The 20,833-nt window shown below is 67.3% G+C and carries 22 protein-coding genes; 6 read left to right on the forward strand and 16 right to left on the reverse strand.

Annotated features, from left to right (window positions below; all coding sequences use genetic code 11):
- Positions 1-60: 60 nt before the first annotated feature.
- From RI032_RS03450 to RI032_RS03470, 5 genes are all read right to left on the reverse strand, one after another.
- Positions 61-1,074, reverse strand: a complete 1,014-nt coding sequence (locus RI032_RS03450; RefSeq protein ID WP_322547854.1) for a hypothetical protein — start codon at positions 1,072-1,074, stop codon at positions 61-63.
- An 83-nt stretch (positions 1,075-1,157) separates the two neighbouring features.
- The gene (locus tag RI032_RS03455; RefSeq protein WP_322547855.1) at positions 1,158-2,471 is read right to left on the reverse strand and encodes an ATP-binding protein; all 1,314 of its coding nucleotides are present in this window, start codon (positions 2,469-2,471) and stop codon (positions 1,158-1,160) included.
- Complete coding sequence (locus RI032_RS03460) at positions 2,468-3,208, reverse strand: response regulator (RefSeq protein ID WP_010483437.1); 741 nt, start codon at positions 3,206-3,208, stop codon at positions 2,468-2,470. The genes RI032_RS03455 and RI032_RS03460 overlap by 4 nt, the downstream gene beginning before the upstream one ends.
- 57 nt (positions 3,209-3,265) lie before the next feature.
- A complete protein-coding gene (locus tag RI032_RS03465; RefSeq protein ID WP_049455590.1) occupies positions 3,266-3,811 on the reverse strand; it encodes a redoxin domain-containing protein in 546 nt (181 codons plus the stop codon).
- Between the two features lie 3 nt (positions 3,812-3,814).
- The gene (locus RI032_RS03470; RefSeq protein ID WP_322547856.1) at positions 3,815-4,609 is read right to left on the reverse strand and encodes an alpha/beta fold hydrolase; all 795 of its coding nucleotides are present in this window, start codon (positions 4,607-4,609) and stop codon (positions 3,815-3,817) included.
- 293 nt (positions 4,610-4,902) lie between these two features.
- On the opposite strand from RI032_RS03470, the gene RI032_RS03475 reads away from it, so the two are divergent.
- The 5 genes from RI032_RS03475 (at position 4,903) to RI032_RS03495 (ending at position 8,472) form a co-directional block, all read left to right on the forward strand.
- On the forward strand, positions 4,903-5,547 hold the full coding sequence (locus RI032_RS03475; protein WP_057502671.1) for an HvfX family Cu-binding RiPP maturation protein: 645 nt from the start codon (positions 4,903-4,905) through the stop codon (positions 5,545-5,547).
- A 99-nt stretch (positions 5,548-5,646) separates the two neighbouring features.
- A complete protein-coding gene (locus RI032_RS03480) occupies positions 5,647-6,123 on the forward strand; it encodes an HvfA family oxazolone/thioamide-modified RiPP metallophore (RefSeq protein ID WP_010483445.1) in 477 nt (158 codons plus the stop codon).
- Between the two features lie 54 nt (positions 6,124-6,177).
- On the forward strand, positions 6,178-7,023 hold the full coding sequence (locus RI032_RS03485) for an HvfB family MNIO-type RiPP peptide maturase (RefSeq protein ID WP_049413507.1): 846 nt from the start codon (positions 6,178-6,180) through the stop codon (positions 7,021-7,023).
- The gene (locus RI032_RS03490) at positions 7,016-7,750 is read left to right on the forward strand and encodes an HvfC family RiPP maturation protein (protein WP_322547857.1); all 735 of its coding nucleotides are present in this window, start codon (positions 7,016-7,018) and stop codon (positions 7,748-7,750) included. Before RI032_RS03485 ends, RI032_RS03490 begins: the two co-directional genes overlap by 8 nt.
- A gap of 83 nt (positions 7,751-7,833) precedes the next feature.
- On the forward strand, positions 7,834-8,472 hold the full coding sequence (locus RI032_RS03495) for a ferric reductase-like transmembrane domain-containing protein (RefSeq protein ID WP_057502708.1): 639 nt from the start codon (positions 7,834-7,836) through the stop codon (positions 8,470-8,472).
- Between the two features lie 136 nt (positions 8,473-8,608).
- Here the strand turns inward: RI032_RS03495 and RI032_RS03500 are convergent, their stop codons facing one another.
- The 9 genes from RI032_RS03500 to RI032_RS03540 form a co-directional block, all read right to left on the reverse strand.
- The gene (locus tag RI032_RS03500; RefSeq protein WP_057502668.1) at positions 8,609-9,745 is read right to left on the reverse strand and encodes a metallophosphoesterase; all 1,137 of its coding nucleotides are present in this window, start codon (positions 9,743-9,745) and stop codon (positions 8,609-8,611) included.
- A 121-nt stretch (positions 9,746-9,866) separates the two neighbouring features.
- Positions 9,867-11,408: a TerC family protein gene (locus RI032_RS03505; protein WP_049455585.1), complete on the reverse strand. Its 1,542-nt coding sequence runs from the start codon at positions 11,406-11,408 to the stop codon at positions 9,867-9,869.
- 43 nt (positions 11,409-11,451) lie between these two features.
- Positions 11,452-11,676 (reverse strand): helix-turn-helix domain-containing protein, encoded by a 225-nt coding sequence (locus tag RI032_RS03510; RefSeq protein WP_010483459.1) that lies wholly within the window; start codon positions 11,674-11,676, stop codon positions 11,452-11,454.
- A complete protein-coding gene (locus tag RI032_RS03515) occupies positions 11,676-12,143 on the reverse strand; it encodes a DUF2975 domain-containing protein (RefSeq protein ID WP_010483460.1) in 468 nt (155 codons plus the stop codon). Before RI032_RS03515 ends, RI032_RS03510 begins: the two co-directional genes overlap by 1 nt.
- Positions 12,144-12,327: 184 nt before the next feature.
- Complete coding sequence (locus RI032_RS03520) at positions 12,328-12,909, reverse strand: NMCC_0638 family (lipo)protein (protein ID WP_164190747.1); 582 nt, start codon at positions 12,907-12,909, stop codon at positions 12,328-12,330.
- Between the two features lie 94 nt (positions 12,910-13,003).
- Entirely contained in the window at positions 13,004-13,435 is a 432-nt protein-coding gene (locus RI032_RS03525) for a pyridoxamine 5'-phosphate oxidase family protein (RefSeq protein WP_029379872.1), read from the reverse strand.
- 229 nt (positions 13,436-13,664) lie between these two features.
- Positions 13,665-15,407, reverse strand: coding sequence for a GGDEF domain-containing protein (locus RI032_RS03530; protein WP_322547858.1), 1,743 nt, complete (start codon positions 15,405-15,407; stop codon positions 13,665-13,667).
- 162 nt (positions 15,408-15,569) lie between these two features.
- Positions 15,570-16,595 carry an AI-2E family transporter gene (locus tag RI032_RS03535; RefSeq protein ID WP_322547859.1) on the reverse strand — a complete coding sequence of 342 codons (1,026 nt, stop codon included), beginning with the start codon at positions 16,593-16,595 and terminating at the stop codon, positions 15,570-15,572.
- A 124-nt stretch (positions 16,596-16,719) separates the two neighbouring features.
- On the reverse strand, positions 16,720-17,694 hold the full coding sequence (locus RI032_RS03540) for an isocitrate lyase/PEP mutase family protein (protein WP_322547860.1): 975 nt from the start codon (positions 17,692-17,694) through the stop codon (positions 16,720-16,722).
- On the opposite strand from RI032_RS03540, the gene RI032_RS03545 reads away from it, so the two are divergent.
- Positions 17,680-18,576: a LysR substrate-binding domain-containing protein gene (locus RI032_RS03545; protein ID WP_164190745.1), complete on the forward strand. Its 897-nt coding sequence runs from the start codon at positions 17,680-17,682 to the stop codon at positions 18,574-18,576. The genes RI032_RS03540 and RI032_RS03545 overlap by 15 nt on opposite strands.
- Here RI032_RS03545 and RI032_RS03550 read toward each other — a convergent pair.
- Both RI032_RS03550 and RI032_RS03555 read right to left on the reverse strand, forming a co-directional pair.
- Positions 18,564-19,616 carry a sensor domain-containing diguanylate cyclase gene (locus tag RI032_RS03550; RefSeq protein WP_099560407.1) on the reverse strand — a complete coding sequence of 351 codons (1,053 nt, stop codon included), beginning with the start codon at positions 19,614-19,616 and terminating at the stop codon, positions 18,564-18,566. The two genes, RI032_RS03545 and RI032_RS03550, sit on opposite strands and share 13 nt — an antisense overlap.
- 146 nt (positions 19,617-19,762) lie before the next feature.
- Positions 19,763-20,770 carry a LacI family DNA-binding transcriptional regulator gene (locus tag RI032_RS03555; RefSeq protein ID WP_019337059.1) on the reverse strand — a complete coding sequence of 336 codons (1,008 nt, stop codon included), beginning with the start codon at positions 20,768-20,770 and terminating at the stop codon, positions 19,763-19,765.
- Positions 20,771-20,833: the final 63 nt, after the last annotated feature.

Here is a 20,833-nt window from a genome sequence, read left to right on the forward strand (position 1 = left end):
AGCCTCGTTCCCGTGGGTGCAGGTTCCTGGCAGGGTGTCACGACCCGGGTGAAATGCCGGTCATCGGCCATCCATCGGCTGCATGTACTGCGTCTCGTGCCCGGTGAAGCGCTCACCGTCAAAGCCAAAGCAGAACCGCCCTTCCTCGAACGCGCGATAGACAAGCAACGCGCCATCCAGGCAGAACTGCTGCCGGTCTACGCCCGTTTCCAGGGTTCCGTAGCGGATGGCGTCTCCGCCCTTCTCCGCTGGCCCGGTGAAGGCATCGATCGGCAATGGCGTGGCGCGTCCGGTGCGGGTGTCGACCAGCACCACCGAGCGCTGGAAGAACCCGGGGCGATCATCGACCTGCACCAGCAGGTAGTGCTGGTTGAAGTTGGGCTTTTCGTTCCTGAAGGCTTCCTCGATGCGCGCCACGTGCTGCGCATCGCAGAAATCGATCGGGCTGTAGCGATAGCTGCATCCGTCGTGGTCGTAGGGCAGGTTCATGCCGGAATAGCTCACGCCTGCCTGGTCGCCCAGGTCGTCTCCTGGTTCCGGCGTGCTGCACAGCAGCCACGAGCGCTGTGCATCCTCGGGATCGGCCATCAATTTCGGCTCGCGTCCCGCCTCGTAGGCCGCACCACCCGGGAAATCCTGCCCGAACTGATGGCGGACAATCGAGCGTGCCCTCTCCAGCGGCAGGCCGATCTTCGCACCACGGAATGAAACGAACGTCATCGTCGGAAGGATCACCTCCTCCGCCGGCAATCCTTTCCATTGCGCCCGCACGCAGAACGTGGCGATCTCGTTTTCCTCATCCACCTTGCAGGGTGTCGACGCGTTCTCGGCCAGCCAGGGATGGGCCGGACGCCCAGTCTGATGATCGATGTACCAGCCGTCCAGCGCGCAGGTCGGCAAGGCATCGAGGAGCGGAGAGAGGTCTGTTGCCGTGGCCGGGGCGGCAAGCGATGTGCCCGCTGCGGGTGTCCCGGTCAGCGCATCCGGTGTGCGCTGACATGCGGCCAGCACGAGTAGACCGACCCGCAGCGCGACGTGGCGCGCACGCTGGATTGAATGCTGCGTTCCCTGCATTGCGTGTTTCCTGGTTTCGACACCCGCTAGATGATCGCCGATCCCGAGGCCATGCAGGTGCGTGGATGCATTGACCCCGCCAGTTACCCCGGCAGCTGCAATTCGGCCCGCAGGCCACCGCCCTCACGGTTGTGCAGCCGCAGCGAGCCGCCCAGCGACTGCGCCAGCTGCACGGCGATGGCCAGACCCAGCCCGGTGCCGCCGGTATCGCGGTTGCGTGAGCTTTCCAGCCGATGGAACGGTGCCAGCACCGCCTGCAGCTGGTCCTCCGGGATGCCGGGGCCGCGGTCGGACACGCTGATCCACGGCCGGCCTGCTGCATCGCGCCCCGCCTCGATCTCGGCACTACCGGCGTAGCGCAACGCGTTGTCGACCAGGTTGCCGACCACCCGCCGCAGCGGCTGCGGCCAGGTCTGCACGGTCAGGCCTGTGGGTGCGCCACCACTGACCGCCTTGCCCATGTCTTCATAGTCGCCCACCACGCTGGCCAGGAACGCGCCAAGATCCATCGCCACTGGCGCGCCACTGGCCACGTGGCTGCTGCGCGCGTAGGCCACGCCTTCGCGCACCAGTTGCCCCAGGTGGTCCAGGTCATCCAGCAGGCGCTGCTGGGTGGCATCTTCGGGCAGGGTTTCCACGCGCAGCTTCATGCGCGTGATCGGCGTCTGCAGATCGTGCGAGATGGCCGCCAGAATCTGCAGCCGCTCGCTGACATGGCCACGGATCCGCGCCTGCAGTGCATTGAGCGCGGCTGCGGCCGTGCCCACTTCGGCGGGGCCGTCTTCGGGCAGCATCGGTGCGTCCTTGCCAGGCTGCAGTTGCTCGACGGCGTGCGAGAGCTGCCGCAGCGGGCGCAATGCCAGCCGCACCGCCAGCCAGGCGCATACCAGCAGCAGGGCCAGCTGCACCAGCAGCACGGCCGGCAGCCAGCGCGCCAGGGGCAGGCCCGACGGTGTGACTTCGATGGTCAACGGTGAACCGTCGTGCAGGCGCAGCTCCACTTCAAAACGTTCCGGCAGCCGTGCCACCTGCCGCGCCTGCAGCGGATAGCGGTGTTCCAGACTGTCATCGATGATGGCGGTGACCTGGCGCGCACGATCGGTTTCCAACGCCGGGCCGGCCTGTGCCGGGCGCAACAGGTAACGGTACGTGCGCCGCTCCAACCGCGGCACCCAGGCCTGGCGCTGGTCGGCCGGCAGGTGTTCCAGCAGGGCCACGCTCACTGCTGCATCCTCGTCCAGGTTGCGCAGCATCATGCTGCGGGTGGACTGGTAGCGTTCGTAGAACAACAGGCCGAAGGACAGCGCATGGGCCAGGATCAAACCGCCCAGCAGCACCAGCAGCAGGCGCGCCGACAGCGTGCGCAGCCACGGCAGGCGGCGCGCGCGGGCGTTCATTCCTCCGGCCCCAGCAGCTGCACCGGCACGCTGAACACGTAGCCTTCGCTGCGCACGGTCTTGATGTAGGTGGGCTCACGCGCGTCATCGCCCAGGCGCTGGCGCACGCGGCTGACCAGGAGATCGATGGAACGATCGAACAGTTCTGCATCACGGCCCTGGGTAAGGCTGAGCAGCTGGTCGCGGCTGAGCACACGGTTGGCGTGGTCGAGAAACACGCGCAGCAGGCGGAATTCCGCACCGCTGAGCGGATAGGCGGTGTCCTGCGCATCCAGCAGATGGCGGGCAGTGGTATCCAGGCGCCAGTCGCCGAAGGCCAACTGGCGGCCGGCTTCACTCACCTGCAGGTTCGGCGGCAGCATCTGCGTGCGCCGGATCACCGCATTGATGCGCGCCAGCAGTTCGCGTGAGGAGAACGGCTTGGTCACGTAGTCATCGGCGCCCATTTCAAGGCCGATGATGCGGTCGGTTTCGTCGTCGCGGGCGGTCAGCAGCACCACCGGCACCGCGCGATGCTTGCCGGCACGCAGGTTGCGGCACAGGCTCAACCCGTCCTCGCCGGGCATCATCACGTCCAGCACCACCAGGTCCACCGCGTGGGTGTCCATCAGCGCGCGCATCGCACGGCCGCCATCGGCCTGGCTGACGCGCAGGCCGTTGCGCTGCAGGTAGTCGGCCAGCATCTGGCGGATCTCGCTGTCATCGTCGACGACAAGGATGTGCGGTACGTGGTTCATTGCGTTCTCGATGAAGACGGAGGTCAAGGCCGCGCGGCGCGGCCATGGTAGCGCGGCTCAGGGGCTGGCCAGCAGGCGCTGGATCTCGCTTTCGGTACGTGCGTAATCGCCTTCACCGTAGTGGCGGTAGACCACCCTGCCCTGCCGGTCGACCAGGTAAAGCGCCGGCCAGAAGCGGTTGCCCCAGGCGTTCCAGATCCGGTACTGGTTGTCCTGCACCACCGGCCAGGTGATATCCAGCCGCGCGATGGCCTTGCGCACATTGCCGGGCAGGCCTTCGTAGGCGAACTCCGGAGTATGCACGCCGATCACCTGCAGCCCCTGCCGCGCGTAACGTGCATGCCACTGGTGCACATGCGGTGCCACGGTGAGGCAGTTGCTGCAGGCGTAGGTCCAGAACTCGACCAGCACCACCTGCCCACGCAGTTGATTCAACGCGAGCGGTGGGCTGTTGTGCCAGGGCCCGCCGCCATCGAACCCGGCAGCAGGAGCGGCCTGCGCCGGATGCGCACCGGCCTCCGGGCTGGGCCAGGCCATCAGCAGCGCCGCCCCACCCAGCAGGCCCAGCAGCAACGGCAGTACATACACACGCAGCGCGCCCATCGTTCAGCCTCCCTGCTCGGCCAGCGGCAGTTCGGCCGGCTTCACGCCTGCGGCTTCCAGAATGCTGTCAGCCACCTGAGCCGGGTGCGAGAGCAGCGACACATGGCTGCTGCCGACCGATCGCAGCTGCGCGCGAATGCGCTTTGCGGTGGCCGCCTGCAGTTGCGGCGACAACATGCGGTCGTCACGGCTGAGCACGTACCAGCTCGGCTTGCTGCGCCACGCGGCCACAGTGACGGACTCACCCAGCGCGCTGGCCTTCAATGGCACCTGCGTGCTGTACAACAGTGCAGCGGTCTTCTTCATCACATCCGGTGCGAAGTCCTGGGCGATGGCGTCGGCTGGCAGGGTCAGGTAGCCGTCCTTCTCCTGCAGGCGCGTCAGGCCCGGGCCGACCGGATAGCCCTCGCCCTGCTGTGCCGATGACTGCCCGGCATCCGGTGCGAATGCGGCCACGTACACCAGCGCCTGCACCTTGGGATCGTTGCCCGCTTCGGTGATGACCGTGCCGCCCCAGCTGTGGCCGACCAGCACGACCTTGCCCGGTGCGGCGGCAATCGCGCGACGGGTGGCGGCCACATCGTCGGCCAGCGAGGTGAGCGGGTTCTGCACGGCCACCGCAGGCAGTTTCCAGTCATGCAGGGTGGTGATGACCTTGTTCCAGCTGGAGCCATCGGCGAAGGCACCGTGGACCAGGATGACGGTGGGCGTGGCGCCGGCATCGGCCTCGGCGGCGAATGCCGGCGTCGCGACGCCGGCAAGGGCGAGGGCAGCGGCGAGCAGGGTGGTGCGGATCATGGGTGGCACTCCGGTGTTGGGAGTGGCCATTTCCGCCTGGGGGTGTATCGGCGCTGTTTCGCTGCGAGGCAGAGTTGTACCGGACTGTAGGGCGGCGGCGGATTTCTACAGTTGGATACATTCGGCCGCTGGGCATGGCCCGGCGAACGCCCGACGCGGCGTCTTTGTATCTGACTGTACGAACCCCTGACACAGCCACAGTCGCTGACAAAACCCCGGGCAACAGCACACGTTGCCGATACCTGCGTGGCTCGGAATGGCCTCCATCGACCACTGGCCCGCAGGACACTCCCATGATCAGCTCCGCTTCTTCCGTGTATACACCCCGCCTGGACGCCGTCGGCCGCTGGCTCTCGCCATTGGCGCTACGCGCCCTGCTGGCCTGGGAGTTCTTTGAATCGGGCCGCGAGAAGCTGGCCGGACAGAACTGGTTCGCCGACCTGGAAGGGCGTTTCCCGTTCCCGTTCTCCACCCTGCCTGCATCACTCAACTGGCAGCTGGCCACCTGGCTGGAACTGGTGGGCGCGGTGATGCTGCTGCTGGGCCTGGCCACGCGCTCGGTGGCCTACATCTTCTGGGTGCTGACCCTTGTTGCCATCGCTGCCGTGCACTGGCCGGACCAATGGAACAGCCTGGGTGAGCTGTGGCAGGGCTACGCAATCACCGACCAGGGCTACGGCAACTTCAAGCTGCCGCTGCTGTTCCTGGCCATGCTGCTGCCGCTGATCCTCAACGGCGGCGGTGCACTCAGCCTGGACCGCCTGCTGGCCGGCCCGCAGCGCGCCGCGGCGGGCAACGACGGCCTCGGCTGGGGCGTGAGCCTGATCGCCCTGCTGCTGCCGGTCGCCGCGCTGCTGCCCGGTATCGGTTTCGGTGGCGCACTACTCGGCGGCGCCCTGCTGCTGGGTTACCGACTGCGCCGTCGCCGCAACGCCTGATCCGCTTCACCCCTTCCCGCGCTTCTTCCCTTCGTTTCCGTCGCCTTCAAGCGGCGTCCATCCCGCACGCCCTGCGTGCCCATCCAAGGAGTCATCACCATGTCCGTCTCGACCAAGAACACCGCTGCTTCCCGTCTGCCGCGCATCGGCGCCATCGGCATCGCCCTGGCCGGTGGCCTGCTGCTGGCCGGCCAGGCGGCCGCGATCCAGCCACTGGCCATCGGTGCCGTGGCCATGAGCGCCGCCGCCGAAGGCAAGTGCGGTGAAGGCAAGTGCGGCGCCAACAAGGCCGCCACTGGCAAGCCTGCCGCCAAGGCCAAGGTGGCCGAAGGCCAGTGTGGCGAAGGCAAGTGCGGCGACGCTTCGTTTGCCCGCACCGACCGTGACCACGACGGCCGGGTCTCGCGTGCCGAGTTCAACGCCGTGGCGGCCAAGCGCGCCGCTGAATTCGACCGCATCGACACCGACCACGACGGCTACATCAGCGAACAGGAGGCGCACGACTACCTGCGCAGTGTCTACACCGCCAACGGCAAACCGATGCCGAAGGGCCTGTTCTCCCGCGTCAACGACTGATCGTCCCCCCGGCGCCGCCGCCACGGCGGCGCCACTGCCCTGGAGTACCGTCGCATGCGCTTGCCCCTGCCTTCCGCCAGTGCCGGTCTCGGCCTGCGCCGTGGCCTGATCGATGAACTGCTGGCGATGCCGGCCGATGCCATCGACTTCCTCGAAGTGTCGCCGGACAACTGGATCGGAGTTGGCGGTGCCCACGGCGCCGCGCTGCGCCAGCTGAGTGAGCGCCATCGCCTGACCTGCCACGGCCTGTCGCTGTCGCTGGGAGGGCCGGACCCGCTGGACCGCACCCTGCTGACGCAGACCCGCGCGTTCCTCGACCTGCACCAGGTGCAGCTGTACAGCGAACACCTGAGCTACTGCGCCGCCGGCGGCCATGTCTATGACCTGCTGCCGCTGCCGTTCACCACCGAGGCCGTGCATCACGTTGCCGGTCGCATCCGCCAGGTGCAGGACACACTGGGCCGGCGCATCGCCGTGGAGAACATCTCCTACTACGCCGTGCCAGGCGCGGACATGAGCGAGATCGACTTCATCACTGCAGTGCTGGCCGAGGCCGACTGCGACCTGCTGCTGGACGTCAACAATGTCTTCGTCAACGCCTGCAACAACGGCTACGACGCCTTCGATTTCCTGGCACGCGTGCCGGCGCATCGCGTCGCCTCGCTGCACGTGGCCGGCCACTTCGACGAAGACGATGGCTTCAAGATCGACACCCACGGCGCGCCGGTGAAGGGCGTGGTCTGGGCGCTGCTGGGGGAAGCCTATGCGCGTGTCGGCGTGCGCCCCACCCTGCTGGAGCGCGATTTCAACTTCCCGCCTTTGGCCGAGCTGCTGGCCGAGGTGGAGCAGATCCGCCACGCGCAGGCCGATGTGCTGCTGCCCGAGGTGGCCCATGGCTGAGCCGCTGGCCACCCTGCAGCAGCGCTGGGCCGACCATGTACGCGACCCATCGATGCCCGCGCCTGAGGGCATCGATGCACGGCGGATGGCGGTCTACCGCCGCCTCTGCATCGACAGCCTGGACAGCCTGCTGGCAGGCAGCCTGCCGCGCCTGCAGGCGCAACTGGGTGATGCCTGCTGGCGCGACACCGTGGAGCACTACTACGCGCGGCATGCCTGCCATACCCCACTGTTCCCGCAGATCGCCGGCGAATTCGCCGCGTGGCTGGGCGTGCAGGCAGACCTCGCGCTGCCGGGCTGGGTGGCGGAACTGGCGCATTACGAAAGCACGCAGCAGGCACTGCACATTGAAGCGCGGGACACCGGCCAGCAGCCATTGCATGCGCCACAGGCAGGCAGCGTGCTGGCGCTGTCTCCACTGGTGAGGGTGCTGGGCTACCAGTGGCCTGTGCATGAGGACGCCGGCCAGAACGGTGCGCCTACCGCGATGCCGACGTTGCTGCTGCTGCGACGCCTGGGTGACTTCAGCCTGCAGGTGCAGGAACTTTCACCGCTGGCATATGCGCTGCTGTCGGCGTTCGGCGATGACGGCGCCCGTGCGGAAGACGCGCTGCAGGTACTGGCCGATCTGCATGGCGTGGCCGCCGACGAACTACGCACAGCCTACATTCCGCTACTGGGCGAGCTGTGCGCGGCCGGCGTGCTGGTTGTGCCGAACGACTGTTGAAGGCGCCGGCCAGCGGCCGGCACTCCCCATTCCTTGGCCGGCCAGAGGCCGGTGCCACCCATTTCCTGATTCGAGGTTTGATCATGGCTGTTTCCAATACGTCCTCCCTGCACGGCTGGCGCCTGTTCGTGGCCATCGCCGTGGTCCTGATCGCCTTCGCACTGGCGGCGTTCACCCTGCAGCCCGACGTGGTCGAGGGCAGCCGCGCGGCGATCCGGGTGACGGCACGCACATCGTTCCTGCTGTTCCTGGTCGCCTTCACCGCATCCTCGTTCGCCAGCCTGCTGCCCGGCCCGTTCACCCGCTTCCTGCTGCGCGAGCGTCGCATCGTCGGCCTGTCGTTCGCGTTCTCGCACCTGCTGCATGCGGTGGCGATCACCGCCTTCGGCATCCTCAACCCCGCGTTCTGGCCGGCGCGCTCAGCCCTGGCCAACCTGCCGGGCACGATCGGCTATGTAGCCATCCTCGCCCTGGCCATCACCTCACATCGTGGCATCGCCCGCCGCATGGGTCCCACTGTGTGGCGTCGCCTGCACGTGACCGGCATGTGGATCATCGCCGCAGTGTTCACCTATTCGTACTTCAAGCGCGTGCCCGGCAACTTCTGGTACGCGGTGCCCTCCGCGTTGCTCTTCACCGCCGTCGTGGTGCGTGCGATCGCCAAGCGGGCGCAGTCGCTGCGGCGCGATGCGCATGCGCGGCCGCCGCTGCGGAGTTCTTGAGGAGGCGGTTACCTTTGGAGCCGAGCCCATGCTCGGCTGCCTCTGGTTCAGCCGAGCATGGGCTCGGCTCTACAGAGGGATCACAGCACGAAAGGCAGCGAATTCCCTGCGGAAAGGGATCTGACCCCACTTCAGGTCACGGGGCGCGGCGCAGGGTGATCAGGGTGATCTCCGACGGCACACCGATGCGCGCGGGGAATCCGGCCCACAGGCCAGCGCCATTGCTCACGTACAGTGTCATCCCGTCCACCTCGTAACGCCCGGAGACATAGCCACCGTTGGCCCGCTTCACCAGCTGGTCCATGCCGATGATCTGGCCGCCGTGGGTATGCCCGGACAACTGCAGCTTCACACCGCGCGCAGCGGCCTCACGCGCATTGCGTGGGCGATGATCGAGCAGGATCACCGGCGCGGAGGGATCGGCGCCAGCCAATGCAGCGTCCATATCCGGCAGCGGCAGGCCGTAGCGTGCCGCCACCGGGTCGGTGACACCGGCGATGGTCAGCGCCGCATCGCCACGCCGCACCTGCATGTGGCTGTTCTCCAGCACCTGCATGTGCAGCGCGCGAAACGCCTGCATCCACGCCTGGTACTGCGCGTAATACTCGTGGTTGCCGGTGATGGCGACGACGCCGTCCGGCGCCCGCAGGTCCACGAGTGGACGCGCGTCGTCACGGCGGGCCTCGACACTGCCGTCGATCAGGTCGCCGGTGATCACGATCAGGTCCGGCGTCAGTGCGTTGCTCTGGTCCACCACCCTGCGCACCCAGTCACCGGTCAGCAGGCGGCTGGCATGGATGTCGGTCAACTGCAGCACGCGATAGCCGTCGAACGCAGCCGGCAATCCGGCGATGCTCACCTCGATCTGCCGGGGCTTGGGTACCGCCATGCCCTGGCTGACGCCGTAGCCACTGACCAGCAGGGCCAGCATGCCGGCCGCCGGTCGCAGACTCCGCGTGCGCAATGCGGCTACCGCGCGTGGCCAGCGCAGCAGGCGGGAAGCAAGCAGGCTCACGTCCAGCGCCAGCATCAGCAACGCCAGCAGCAACACCGCCGTGGAGCCGGTGGCCAGCGTGGCGATGGCCAGTTTCGGAATCTCGGGCGAGGCCATCGTGCCCCAGAACATGGCGACGATGCGCAGCTGCACGGCAACGCCCACCAACAGCAGTGACAGCACGACTTTCATCCAGATGGGCATGCGCAGCGGCCAGAACAGGCGCCAGGCCACATACAGGCCCATCAACAAACCGATCGTACTCAGCACTGCAACCATCCGGGAAGGAAAGCGGGCCCGCCATGGTGACGGTTGCGGGCCGTGTTGTGTAGAGCCGAGCCCATGCTCGGCTTCTCAACATGCAGCCGAGCATGGGCTCGGCTGTACAGCAACAGGTGGGTTAGGCCATTCCGTCGAGGCGCTGCACGCGCAGGCGGGCAATGCGACGCTTCTCCATCGCCAGTACGGTGATGCGTACATCCGCGATCTCCACTGCGTCACCGATGTCCGGCAGGCGTCCCAGGCGCTCCAGCACCAGGCCGGAGATGGTCATGTAGTCGGCACTGCGCGGCAGCGATACGCCCGCCAGGCGCTGCAGATCGTCCAGGGTCAGCGCACCGTCGGCCTCCCACTGGCCTTCCCCCTGCATGACCACGCCATAGCGCTCGTCCTGGGTGTCGACCAGGTCACCGGCAATGGCCGCCAACAGGTCGTTGGCGGTCACCAGGCCTTCCACGCTGCCGTACTCGTCCACCGCCACCGCCAGCGGCACCGGGTGCTGGCGGATCAGTTCCAGCGCCTGCAGCGCACTGGCGCTGGACAGCACGTACTGCGGCTCACGCAGGTTGCCTTCCAGCTGCAGCGGCTTGCCCTGCAGCAGGTCGGCCAGCAGGTCGCGGCTCTGCACCACACCGCACAGGCTGTCCAGATCACCATCGCCGACCAGCAGGCGGGTGTGCGGCGATGCCACCAGGCGTGCCACCACGTCGTCCTGTCCACGCGCCAGGTCGATCCACTGCACGTCGGCGCGCACAGTCATCACGCTCGACACCGGGCGATCCGCCAGCCCCAGCACGCTGCGGATCATCTCGTGCTCGGCCGGCTGCAGGCGCTCTTCGGCATCGACGTGTTCGTCAGCACTTTCGTCGTCGTGGCCATTGGTCGGGCGCGCGCCCAGCATGCGCAGCACCGCATCCGCAGTACGTTGGCGGAACGGCTGGCGGCGCTCGTTGCGCTCGCGGTTGAAACGTACCCACTGGTTGAATGCCTCGACCAGGATCGAGAAGGCGATAGCCGCGTACAGGTAGCCCTTCGGGATCTTGTAGCCCAGGCCCTCGGCCACCAGGCTGAAACCGATCATCAGCAGGAAGCCCAGGCACAGCACCACCACCGTGGGATGCTTGTTGACGAAGCGGGTCAGCGGCTTGCTGGCCACCAGCATCAATGCCATCGCGATGGTCACCGCGGCGTACATCACGCCCAGGTTGTCGACCATGCCGACCGCAGTGATCACCGAGTCCAGCGAGAACACCGCGTCGAGTACCACGATCTGTGCCACGACCATCGCGAAGCTGGCGTAGACCTTCTTGCCATTGTCCTCGTGCTGGCGGCCTTCCAGCCGCTCATGCAGTTCCATGGTGCCCTTGAACAGCAGGAACAGGCCGCCACCCAGCAGGATCAGGTCGCGTCCGGAGAAACTGTGGTCGAACAGCGTCAACAGCGGCTCGGTCAGCTTCATGATCCAGGCCAGCGCGGCCAGCAGCACCAGCCGCATCAGCAGGGCCAGCGCCAGGCCGATCACCCGCGCGCGGTCACGCTGGTGCGGCGGAAGCTTGTCGGCAAGGATCGCGATGAACACCAGGTTGTCGATGCCGAGAACGATCTCCAGCACGACCAGGGTTGCAAGGCCCATCCATATCGAGGGGTCAGCCAACCATTCCATTTCAGGTCCGTTTCGTCAGTAGGGAGGGAAAAAGGGAAAGCACTCAGTCAGCGTCCTGCGCCTGCGTCGGGTCATGCCCGAGCAGATCACCGGGCGTGCACTGCAGCTCACGGCAGATCGCATCCAGGGTGGAAAAGCGGATGGCACGCGCCTTGCCGGTTTTCAGGATCGACAGGTTGGCCAGGGTGATGTCGATGCGCCCGGCCAGCTCGGACAGGGTCATGCCCCGTTCCTGCAGCATGCGGTCCAGGGTGATGACAATCGCCATCAGATGACACCATCGAGGTCATCGCGCATCGCTGCGCCCACGGCGAACACGCGCGCCAGCACGAACAGCATCAGCACCGCCACCAGGCCGGTGATCGACATGCCGCCGCCCACCTCCATCCAGGTGAAGTCGGGCCCCATCCAGGCCGCGTAAGCGCCGATCAGGATCGACAGCAGCTCCATCGCCAGCATCAACCACGCCATGCGTTGCAGGCGCTGCGCGTTGGCGTGGGTGAACGGCCGCTCGCGCGCCGCCGACTTCAGCAGCCGCAGCAGATGGCGCAGGAACAGCAGGCACAGCACCAGCAGCGCGACGATCGCGCCCAGGCCGAGGCAGAAGTGCAGGAACAGGTCGTTGCCGTGCGCGGCAACAGCACCGGCATCATGGACGCTGTCGAGTAGCCAGCGGCGGTCATGGGCGACCAGCGGCACGGCCAGCAGTGCGGCCAGGATGCCCAGCCAGCACATCGCCCGGACGGCCTGTACGGCGGCCTGGGCCAGGGTGAACAGGCCTCGCGCGGGACTGGCGCGGGCGGGACGAGCGGTCAAGCGGCCTCCGGCATTGGGGTGGCCTCGCCGCCCCGGAGTGGATTTATCGATAAACGATATACCACACGCCGCGTGAAAGGCTGAATCGCGCGCGTGGCCCCTGTCAGGGCCCAGGCGCGCCCTGCTCCAGCATCGCTTCGCCCGGGGCCGCCGAGGCCATCGCCTGCACCCCTGCATCGGCCGCCTGCCGCGTGACCAGGCGGAAGCGCACCTGCAGCTTGCCCTGCCCCGGCGTGGCCCAGCCGTACTGGATGGCCACCTGATCGGCCGACAGTGGCCCACGCCCTGGCAGCGATCGCACCTGCAACGGCCTGGGTGCGGCCTGCACCAACCGGGCGAATCCCTTCTGCACGACCGCCGCGTCGGCCTTTTCGGCGTAGACCGTACACGTGCCATCGTCAGCCCAGCTCACCGCATAGCGGCCACTGGCCAGAGGCACCATCCACGCCACGCCCGATTGCCCCTGCAACAGCGTGGCGGCTTCGGCGGGCTGCAGCGGCGACAGCCCATTGGATTCCATCAGCGACTGCAACCGCGCCGGGGCACCGATGTGCTGCATGCAGGCGGTGTCGAACAGCTCGCTGAAGGGATCCTGCGCCGGGGCCTTGGCCTTGGGCGTACGCGCGGGTTGCGCCACCGCCAGGGTGGGCAGCAGGGCCAAAGCCAGCCAGAACGCAGGACGCATCGGGACTCCACGCTACGGAAAACAGCAGGGAGGATGGCAAAGCCCGGGCGCGCCGCGCAATGGCCGCGATGGCCACCAGCCTCCCGCTGCCGGGTCAGACTGCCATTTCGCCCTGGTCCTCGCCATCCCAATAGTGGATGCGGCTGGCGCGCACGTGAATCAGTACCAGCCCCGGTGTATCCACGCCCTGCTCGAACCAGCGCTCAAGATCCTTCACCCAGTGCTCGCGCATCACAGCGCGATCGCGCACCAGCGCCGCCCTTCCCTGCACGTGCACGAACAACGGCGGCTTGCCCAGCAGTGACCTGCTGCCGGAAAAACCCAGCGCAACGGCGGGGTCAGCCTCAATCTCGTGCACCATGTCGGTGTCTTCTGTGGTGAAGAACCAGCTGTCACCGTCGTAGTCCACGTCACCGTTGTTGCTCATCGGACGACCGGCAATTTCTCCGCCGGCGCGGGTCTGCAGCATGGTGAAATCGATGTCGGCCATCTTCTTGGCCAGTTCGGGCAGTGTGAGCTGGGTCATGGTGTCGTCCTTCATCAAGTGGAATCCCAGCGTCTGCGCAGAGTGGTGACCGAAGCGTGGAAGGTCAATGTCGGCTTCTTCACAGAAAGCGAGATAGGGCGCGTGGCGCGTGCGTGACGCGCTGCTCACCACCCCACCTGCGTTTGCAGCAGCTGCACGCCCCATCGCGCGCCGGGCGATCCTGCAGACGCTGCGACGGGTGCATGCACGCATTGGCTGACGCGTGCCATCAGCGCGTGATGCGACCGCCCCCCGCCACCCGTACCCGATCGCGCCCCTGCGCCTTGGCCCGGTACATGGCCGCATCGGCGGCACGCAGCAGGGTGCGCCAGCCCAGCGCGTCGGTGCCGCCCTCGGCCACGCCGAAGCTGGCGGTCACCCGCAGCACGGTGCCGCCGGCCAGCGTGATGTCCATCTGCTGCAGGGCCAATCGCAATGACTCGGCCAGCTGGCGGCCACCGGCCAGATCACCGTCGGCCAGCAGCACCAGGAACTCCTCACCACCATAGCGGGCGATGCTGTCGCTGCGGCGCAGGTGGCGCTGCAGCAACTGCGCCACCTGCACCAGCACTTCGTCGCCAGCTTCATGGCCATGGCCATCGTTGATCGCCTTGAAGCGATCCACATCCAGCAGGATCACCACGGCGCTTGCATCGCCTCCGGCGTGCCTCTGCTGCACCACCTCATCCAGCGCGCGCCGGTTCAACAGTCCGGTCAGCTCGTCGGTGCCGGCGAGCTGGCGCAGCTCGCTGGTCAGTGCCGAGCGCTCGCGCGATTTCTCACGCAGTACTTCGATGGCGTCGAACAGGCGCTGCATCTCGGCCAGCGGATGGGTGACATGCTGCTCCGGGCCAGGTGCATCCGTGGCGAGCTGGATCACCTGCTTCTGCGCCTGCAGCAGTGGCTGCAGGATCTGCAGGTGGGCGATGCGCAGGGCCACGCCCAGCACCACCAGCGTGCCCAGCGCGGTCGCCACCAGCACAGCCAGGCGCATGGCCTCGCGGTTGCTGGTGCGTTCGTAGCGGGCGATGGACACGCTCAGGTAGCCATCACGCAGGGCTTCCAGCGACTGCAGGGTAGGCACGTAGCGCGTGGTGAACTCGGCAGCGGTCCACGGCGGTGGTACACCACGGCGGCCATCCTCGATCAACTGCTCGATCATCGGCAGCGATTCGCCGAAGAACTGCCGTCGTGCCATGTCCCAGTGCCATGACAGTTCCGGGTCGCTGCGGAACACCGACTCATGGCTGCCCGCCAACCGCCACAGCTCCAGCAGGCGGCCCTCGGTCTGCAGTGCAGCGCGTACCTGCTCCTCGCGCCATGCCCCCGGCACCGCGACCGGCGCCATCACGTTCGAGGCCAGGCGGCCGCCATGTTCGCGAAGATCGATCAGCACCTGGCCCTGCATCGCCGGAATCGCCGCTTCACGGTCGGCGCTGACCAGCACGTTGATCTGTGCCGAGGTCAGCAGGTGCAGGCGATCAACCACGGCGAACATGCCACTGATCGCGCGCTCCACCGCCTCCACCCGGCGCGCATCGTGCGGTTGCGCCACCACCCGGTCCACCGCAGCCCGCGCCGACTGCAGGCGACGTTGCGCGTCGGCCAGCAGGCCACGCTCATCCAGCACGCCCGGGTCGTTCTTGAACACGGTCTCCAGCTGCAGCATGGCGGTGTCGACCCGCTTGCGCGCGGCCGCCAGCTGCGCGGCCAGCCGCGCCTGTTCGGCGGCGTCGGCCGGGTCAGCCCCCAGCAGGCTGTTGGCCGGACCGCGCTCGGCCGAAGCCAGGTTGGCGAGATCGAAGGTCTGCCGCAGCTGGCGCAGGCTGGCCAGGTTGTCTTCGGCGCCGGTGTAGCGCAGCGTGCCCTGGACCAGGGCGATGGCCATCAACGGCAGCGTGCACACCACGAACAGCCCAGCCAGGATCCAGACCCAGGTCCGCAACCTGATGGGCGATGCCTTGCCGGCCATGCAGAATTCCCCTGAAGTGCGGCTCACTGTAGCGAGCGGCTCCGGCGGCGCCAAGCCAGCGCCGTACGATCCGCCGGGGTGGATATAGCGCAGCGCGCGCGAACGCGCCGACAACGCCGGCGCCCCCCGTCCAGCCGGTCAGATGCGACAGGTCACGCCGGGTCAGATCCAGCGCTGGTCGACCAGTTCGCGTTTCACGTAAGCGTAGAACACCGGTGCCGCCACCAGCCCGGGCAGGCCGAACGCCGCTTCCATCACCAGCATGGCCAGCAGCAGCTCCCATGCGCGGGCCTGGATTTCACCGCCGACGATACGCGCGTTGAGGAAGTATTCCAGTTTGTGGATCACGATCAGGTACAGCAGCGCGGCCACGGCCACGTAGAACGAGACTGACAGCGCGACGATGGTGATGATCGTGTTGGAGATGATGTTGCCCACCACTGGCAGCAGGCCGGCGATGAAGGTGATCAGTACCAGCGTCTTGGACAGCGGCAGATGCACGCCGAACAGCGGCAGCACGCCCAGCAGGAAGATCGCGGTGAACACGGTGTTGAGCAGCGAGATCTTCAGCTGCGCGAACACCACCTGGCGGAACGCGGTGGCCAGGCGGCTGGTGCGCCCGATCAGTTCCTGCGCCAGAGGCCCCATCTTCGGCAGCGGAAGTTCGTCGTACAGCGCGATCATCGCCCCCAGCACCATGCCGATCAGTACGCGCACGCCCACCTGCACCACCGACGTGCCGGCCACGCCCAGCTGGCGCTGGTGTTCGGCGGCCCAGTCATTCAGCGCCGCACGCAGCGCCGGCATGTCTTCGGGGATATACGGCTGCAGCAGCGCCGGTACCTGGTGGCGCGACGAATTGAGGATGTCCATCAGCCGCGCCAGCAGCGCGTCCGGCCCGCCGGTCTCGTTGCGGAAGAACGACGCCACGCCAATGCCGGCCAGCACCAGTCCGCTGATGATGATCGCCGACAGCACGATCACCGCGATTGCCCGCGCCCTTCCCGGCGGCAGCCTGCCTTCCACGGTCGACGCCAGCACGTGGGTCAGCTGGAACACCAGCAGCCCCGACAGCAGGGTCACCACCAGGCCCAGCTTCAACGCCAGCCACATGCCCAGCAGCATCATCAGCCAGGCCGCGATCCTCGGAACGGGGGGCTTGGGCTGGGCAACGAGGGCGTCTTGCATGGGCGGCGCGTCCGGGCGGGGTGGCCCATGGTAGAGGATTGGCGACGACGATTCCGGGTGCAGGATGAACGGGCATCAGGCGAGGATTCCGGCGCCCCTCACCCGCCCATCGGCGCCTCCGGAATCACGCCCGGTCCAGCGCCAGATACCGCGCCGTGCGCACGATCGCCTCGCGTTCGCCGAAGCTGACCAGCTCGCCGGCAATACGTCCGCTGTCCCCGCTCGCGGCGATCTCCTGCAGCGTGCGCTGCATGGCCCGGATTGCGGCCCGTTGCAGGTCCGAAGGGATGATCACCAACCGGTAGTCGAGTTCGGCCAGCCGTTCCACTGGCACCAGCGGCGTCCTGCCACTGTGAAACATGTTGATCAGCTTCGGCCCGGGCACCCGTTGCGAGATCGCCTCGATCTGTTCCAGGGTTTCCGGTGCCTCCATGAAGATCATGTCCGCGCCCGCGTCCACATAGGCCTGCGCCCGTTCGATGGCCGCGTCCAGGCCCTCGCAGGCGATGGCATCGGTGCGCGCAATGATCATCAGCTCCGGATCGTGCCGCGCCTGGCAGGCAACCCGGATCTTCGTGCACATCTCGCCTGCGTCGACCAGCGTCTTGTCATCCAGGTGCCCGCAGCGTTTGGGGAACGCCTGGTCCTCGATATGCAGCGCGGCGACACCTGCCCGCTCGAATGCACGCACCGTACGCTCCACGTTGGCGGTTCCGCCGAAGCCGGTATCGGCGTCGGAGACCACCGGCAGGTCGCAGGCATCGACGATCCGCTCGATCTGCGCCAGTACTTCGGTGAATCCGAGCAGCCCGATGTCGGGCACGCCGGCCGAACGCGCGATGGCACCGCCACTGGCATACACCACCTCGAACCCGGCCAGCTCCACCAGGCGGGCCGACAGGCCGTCGAAGACCCCCGGTGCGATCACGCTGCGGCCGTGTCCGAGCAGGTCGCGCAGCTGGCGTGTCTTCTTCATGTGGTCTCCCTTGCAGATGGACTTTTGGCGTGGGATACCGATGATGTGGTCGCCACCGGCGACCGTCCAATACCGTGTTCGTACAGCATCAGAACGTCTGAGGTTCCAATGGAACTGCGCCACCTGCGCTACTTCGTCATGACCGCCCAGCTGCAGAGCTTCACCAGGGCCGCCGAGGCCCTGCACATTGCCCAGCCGCCGCTGGGGCAGCAGATCCGCGCACTGGAGGAAGAGATCGGAACACCGTTGTTCCATCGCCAGGGACGCGGCATCGTGCTCAGCGATGCCGGGCGGGTGTTCTGGAAAGCGGCGGAGGACATCCTCGCGCGCGTCGACCAGGCCAAGGAAGAGGCGTTGCGCGCCGCGCGCGGCGAGGTCGGCACGTTGACGTTGGGGTTGACCGAATCGGCGACCTATAACGAAGCGGTCACCGCGCTGATGCGCAGCTTCCAGCGGGCGCATCCAGCAGTGCAGGTGCAGCTGGTCGAAGATGGCAGTGAATCCCTGGTCCGGCGCCTGGATGATGGCGAGCTCGACGCAGTGATCGTGCGCCCGCCATTTTCCGGCACCGGTGAGCGGGTGACACAGCAACTCAGTGCCGAGCCACTGGTGGCAGTGCTGCCAGCCGATCACCCGCTGGCATGCCGGACGAGCATCGCGCTGGCCGAGCTGCGCGATGAGCGTTTCATCCTGTTCTCTCGGAAATCGGGGCAGGGCCTGAGTGCAGACGTAGTCGCCGCCTGCCGCACCCAGGGGTTCACTCCGGCCATCCAGCAGGAAGCGCCGCAGGTGGCTTCAGCGATCAACCTTGCCGCCGCCGGCCTGGGTATCGCCATCGTGCCGGCGTCGATGCAGAGCATGCACCGGAGCGGCTTGGCCTTTGTTGCACTGGAGCTGGGCATGCCGACCACCACGCTGCAGTTGGCAGTGCGCTGCGATCCTCCCGCGACGGCCGCCCAGCTGCTGGCCTGCGCCAGAGACGTGACAACACCTCATTCGCCATAGCTGGCGTTGTTCTTGCCCTGGCGCTTGGCGTGGTAGAGCGCGCGGTCGGCCAATGCCAGCCAGTCCTCGACGCTGCCGCCCCGCGGCGTGGCAGCAATGCCGATGCTGACGCTGAACTCGATGCCCGGCGTTGCCTGCCGTGCTGCTTCCAGAAGTTGCAGACGAACCCGCTCTGCCACATGCATCGCATCGATGGGCGCACAGTCCTGCAGCAGCACGACGAACTCGTCGCCTCCCAGCCGCGCAGGGGTATCGCCGGGCCGGGCGAAGGCGCGCAAGGTGGAGGCGATATGGCGCAGCACTTCGTCCCCGGCACGATGACCATGCGAGTCATTGATGCGCTTGAAGTCATCCACATCAAGCATCAGCAGACAGGCGAAACCACCCTGCCCCTGCGCCTTGTCCAGGGCCTGCTGCGCGCGGACGATCAGGAAGCCGCGGTTGGCCAGCTCCACCAGCGGGTCCATCCGGCTCAGCCGCTTCAACTGGCGGTTCTGCGATTTCACCCGCCGCGCCAGCTGCCAGCTGAGGATGCTGAGGCCGATGCCGTAGACGAACAGGAACGGCACACTGAGTACGATCGTGCGCTGCGATGACACCGGCTGATAGGGAAACCCGAGTACCCACCAGGTGAGCGCGAACCCAACTGCCAGCGCCAGTGTGGCCCGTACCGCCAGCTTCACCCCGCCGGCGGCGATCTTGTCGGCGACCAGCAGCGCGGCGAACAACGCACTGGGCACCACGCTGAGCCCCATGAAGGCGATCCAGCCACCGCCAAAGAAGGAATCGATCACCATGCAGCGGAACTGGACCACCGCGGGCTGCCGTGAGCGATGGGTCAGCACGAGGGCGAGCGCCGGCCAGGCCAGCGCATTGAGCAGCAGCAGGCTCCACGCCAGCGCACCGTCCTGGCGTTCGAGCATGATCGAAGCAATGGGGATCGCCCCCAACCCGTTGCCCACGAAACGCATCCAGCCGATGCGCCGTGCCGCGCCGATGCCTTCGACCGAGACCTCGGTCGAGTCCGTCAAGAACGGCATTGCCGACCCCCTTGAGCGATCGCAGCTGCCACCAAGGCCCTTGCCGGGCTGCCTGCGGTGAGTCTGACAGCTCTGCGTCAATTCGGGATCAAGGTTGCAGAAGCCATCTGGCGACAATCAGTGAGGCAGCGCGCTCTGTCCTGCCCTCACCCGGCCCTGGGTGCGGCCGTCGAGCCCCGCAGCATCAGGCTGAAATCCAGCGTCTGCTGCAGCGGCACATCCACGTGTTCGATGATGGCAAGCAGCAGGTTGACCGCGCGCTCACCAATCTCCCGCATCGGCTGTCTGATCGTCGTCAGTGGCGGCGTGAGGTAGCGCGAGGAGGCCAGGTCGTCAAAGCCGACGATGGACAGATCCTCCGGCACTCGGAGGCCCAGCTCCCGACAGGCCGCCAGGGTGCCCAGCGCCATCTGGTCGCTGAAACAGAAGACCGCAGTCGGTACAGGCGCGGCGGCCAACATCGCCATCGCGGCGGCATGGCCGGACTCCACCGAAAAGTCACCCGGCACGATGTTCAGCTGGCGCAGGCGTCCACGCGCCTTGCCGGCCGCCCGCACCCCTTCCAGCCGTTGCTGGTGCAGCGGATTGTCGGGGGGGCCACCGACCACCGCAATGCGTTCGTGTCCCAGCCCATACAGGTGTTCCATCACCGCGCGCGCGGCGGCGGCATTGTCGATGTGGATGCTGGGGATGCCCAGCGAAGGATCGAACTCGCAGCCGTTGACCACCGGCGCGGCGGCACCCCGCTGTTCGACGATGTCACGCGCCGTCGGTGGCAGGCGATGCCCCAGCACGATCATGCCGTCGGCCTCGTTGCGCCGGAGCATCTGCGCATAGCGCTCCTCGCGATCCGGTTGATGCTGGGTGTCCCCCAGCAGGACCGCGTAGCCAACGGCCTGCGCGGCGTCCTCCGCACCCTGCAGGATCTGGGCGAAGAACGGATTGGCGATGTCCGGGACGGTGACCAGGATCTTGCCGCTGCGCTGGGTCTTGAGCGTGCGGGCCACCGTGTTGGGCACATAGCCCAGCGCGGCGGCAGCCTGCTCGATACGCGCGCGGGTCGCCGGCAGGACTTTGTCCGGCCGCGAAAGCGCCCGCGACACTGTGCCTGCGGAGACGCCGACGTGCTTTGCGATGTCGTAGATGGTGGCCATGGCGTTAGATCTCCTGCCCGCTGTGCACTGCACAACAGGTCCTGCGTGAGCCCCTGCTAGGAT

The organism is Stenotrophomonas geniculata (assembly GCF_034508895.1).
GTDB classification, from domain to species: Bacteria; Pseudomonadota; Gammaproteobacteria; order Xanthomonadales; family Xanthomonadaceae; genus Stenotrophomonas; species Stenotrophomonas geniculata.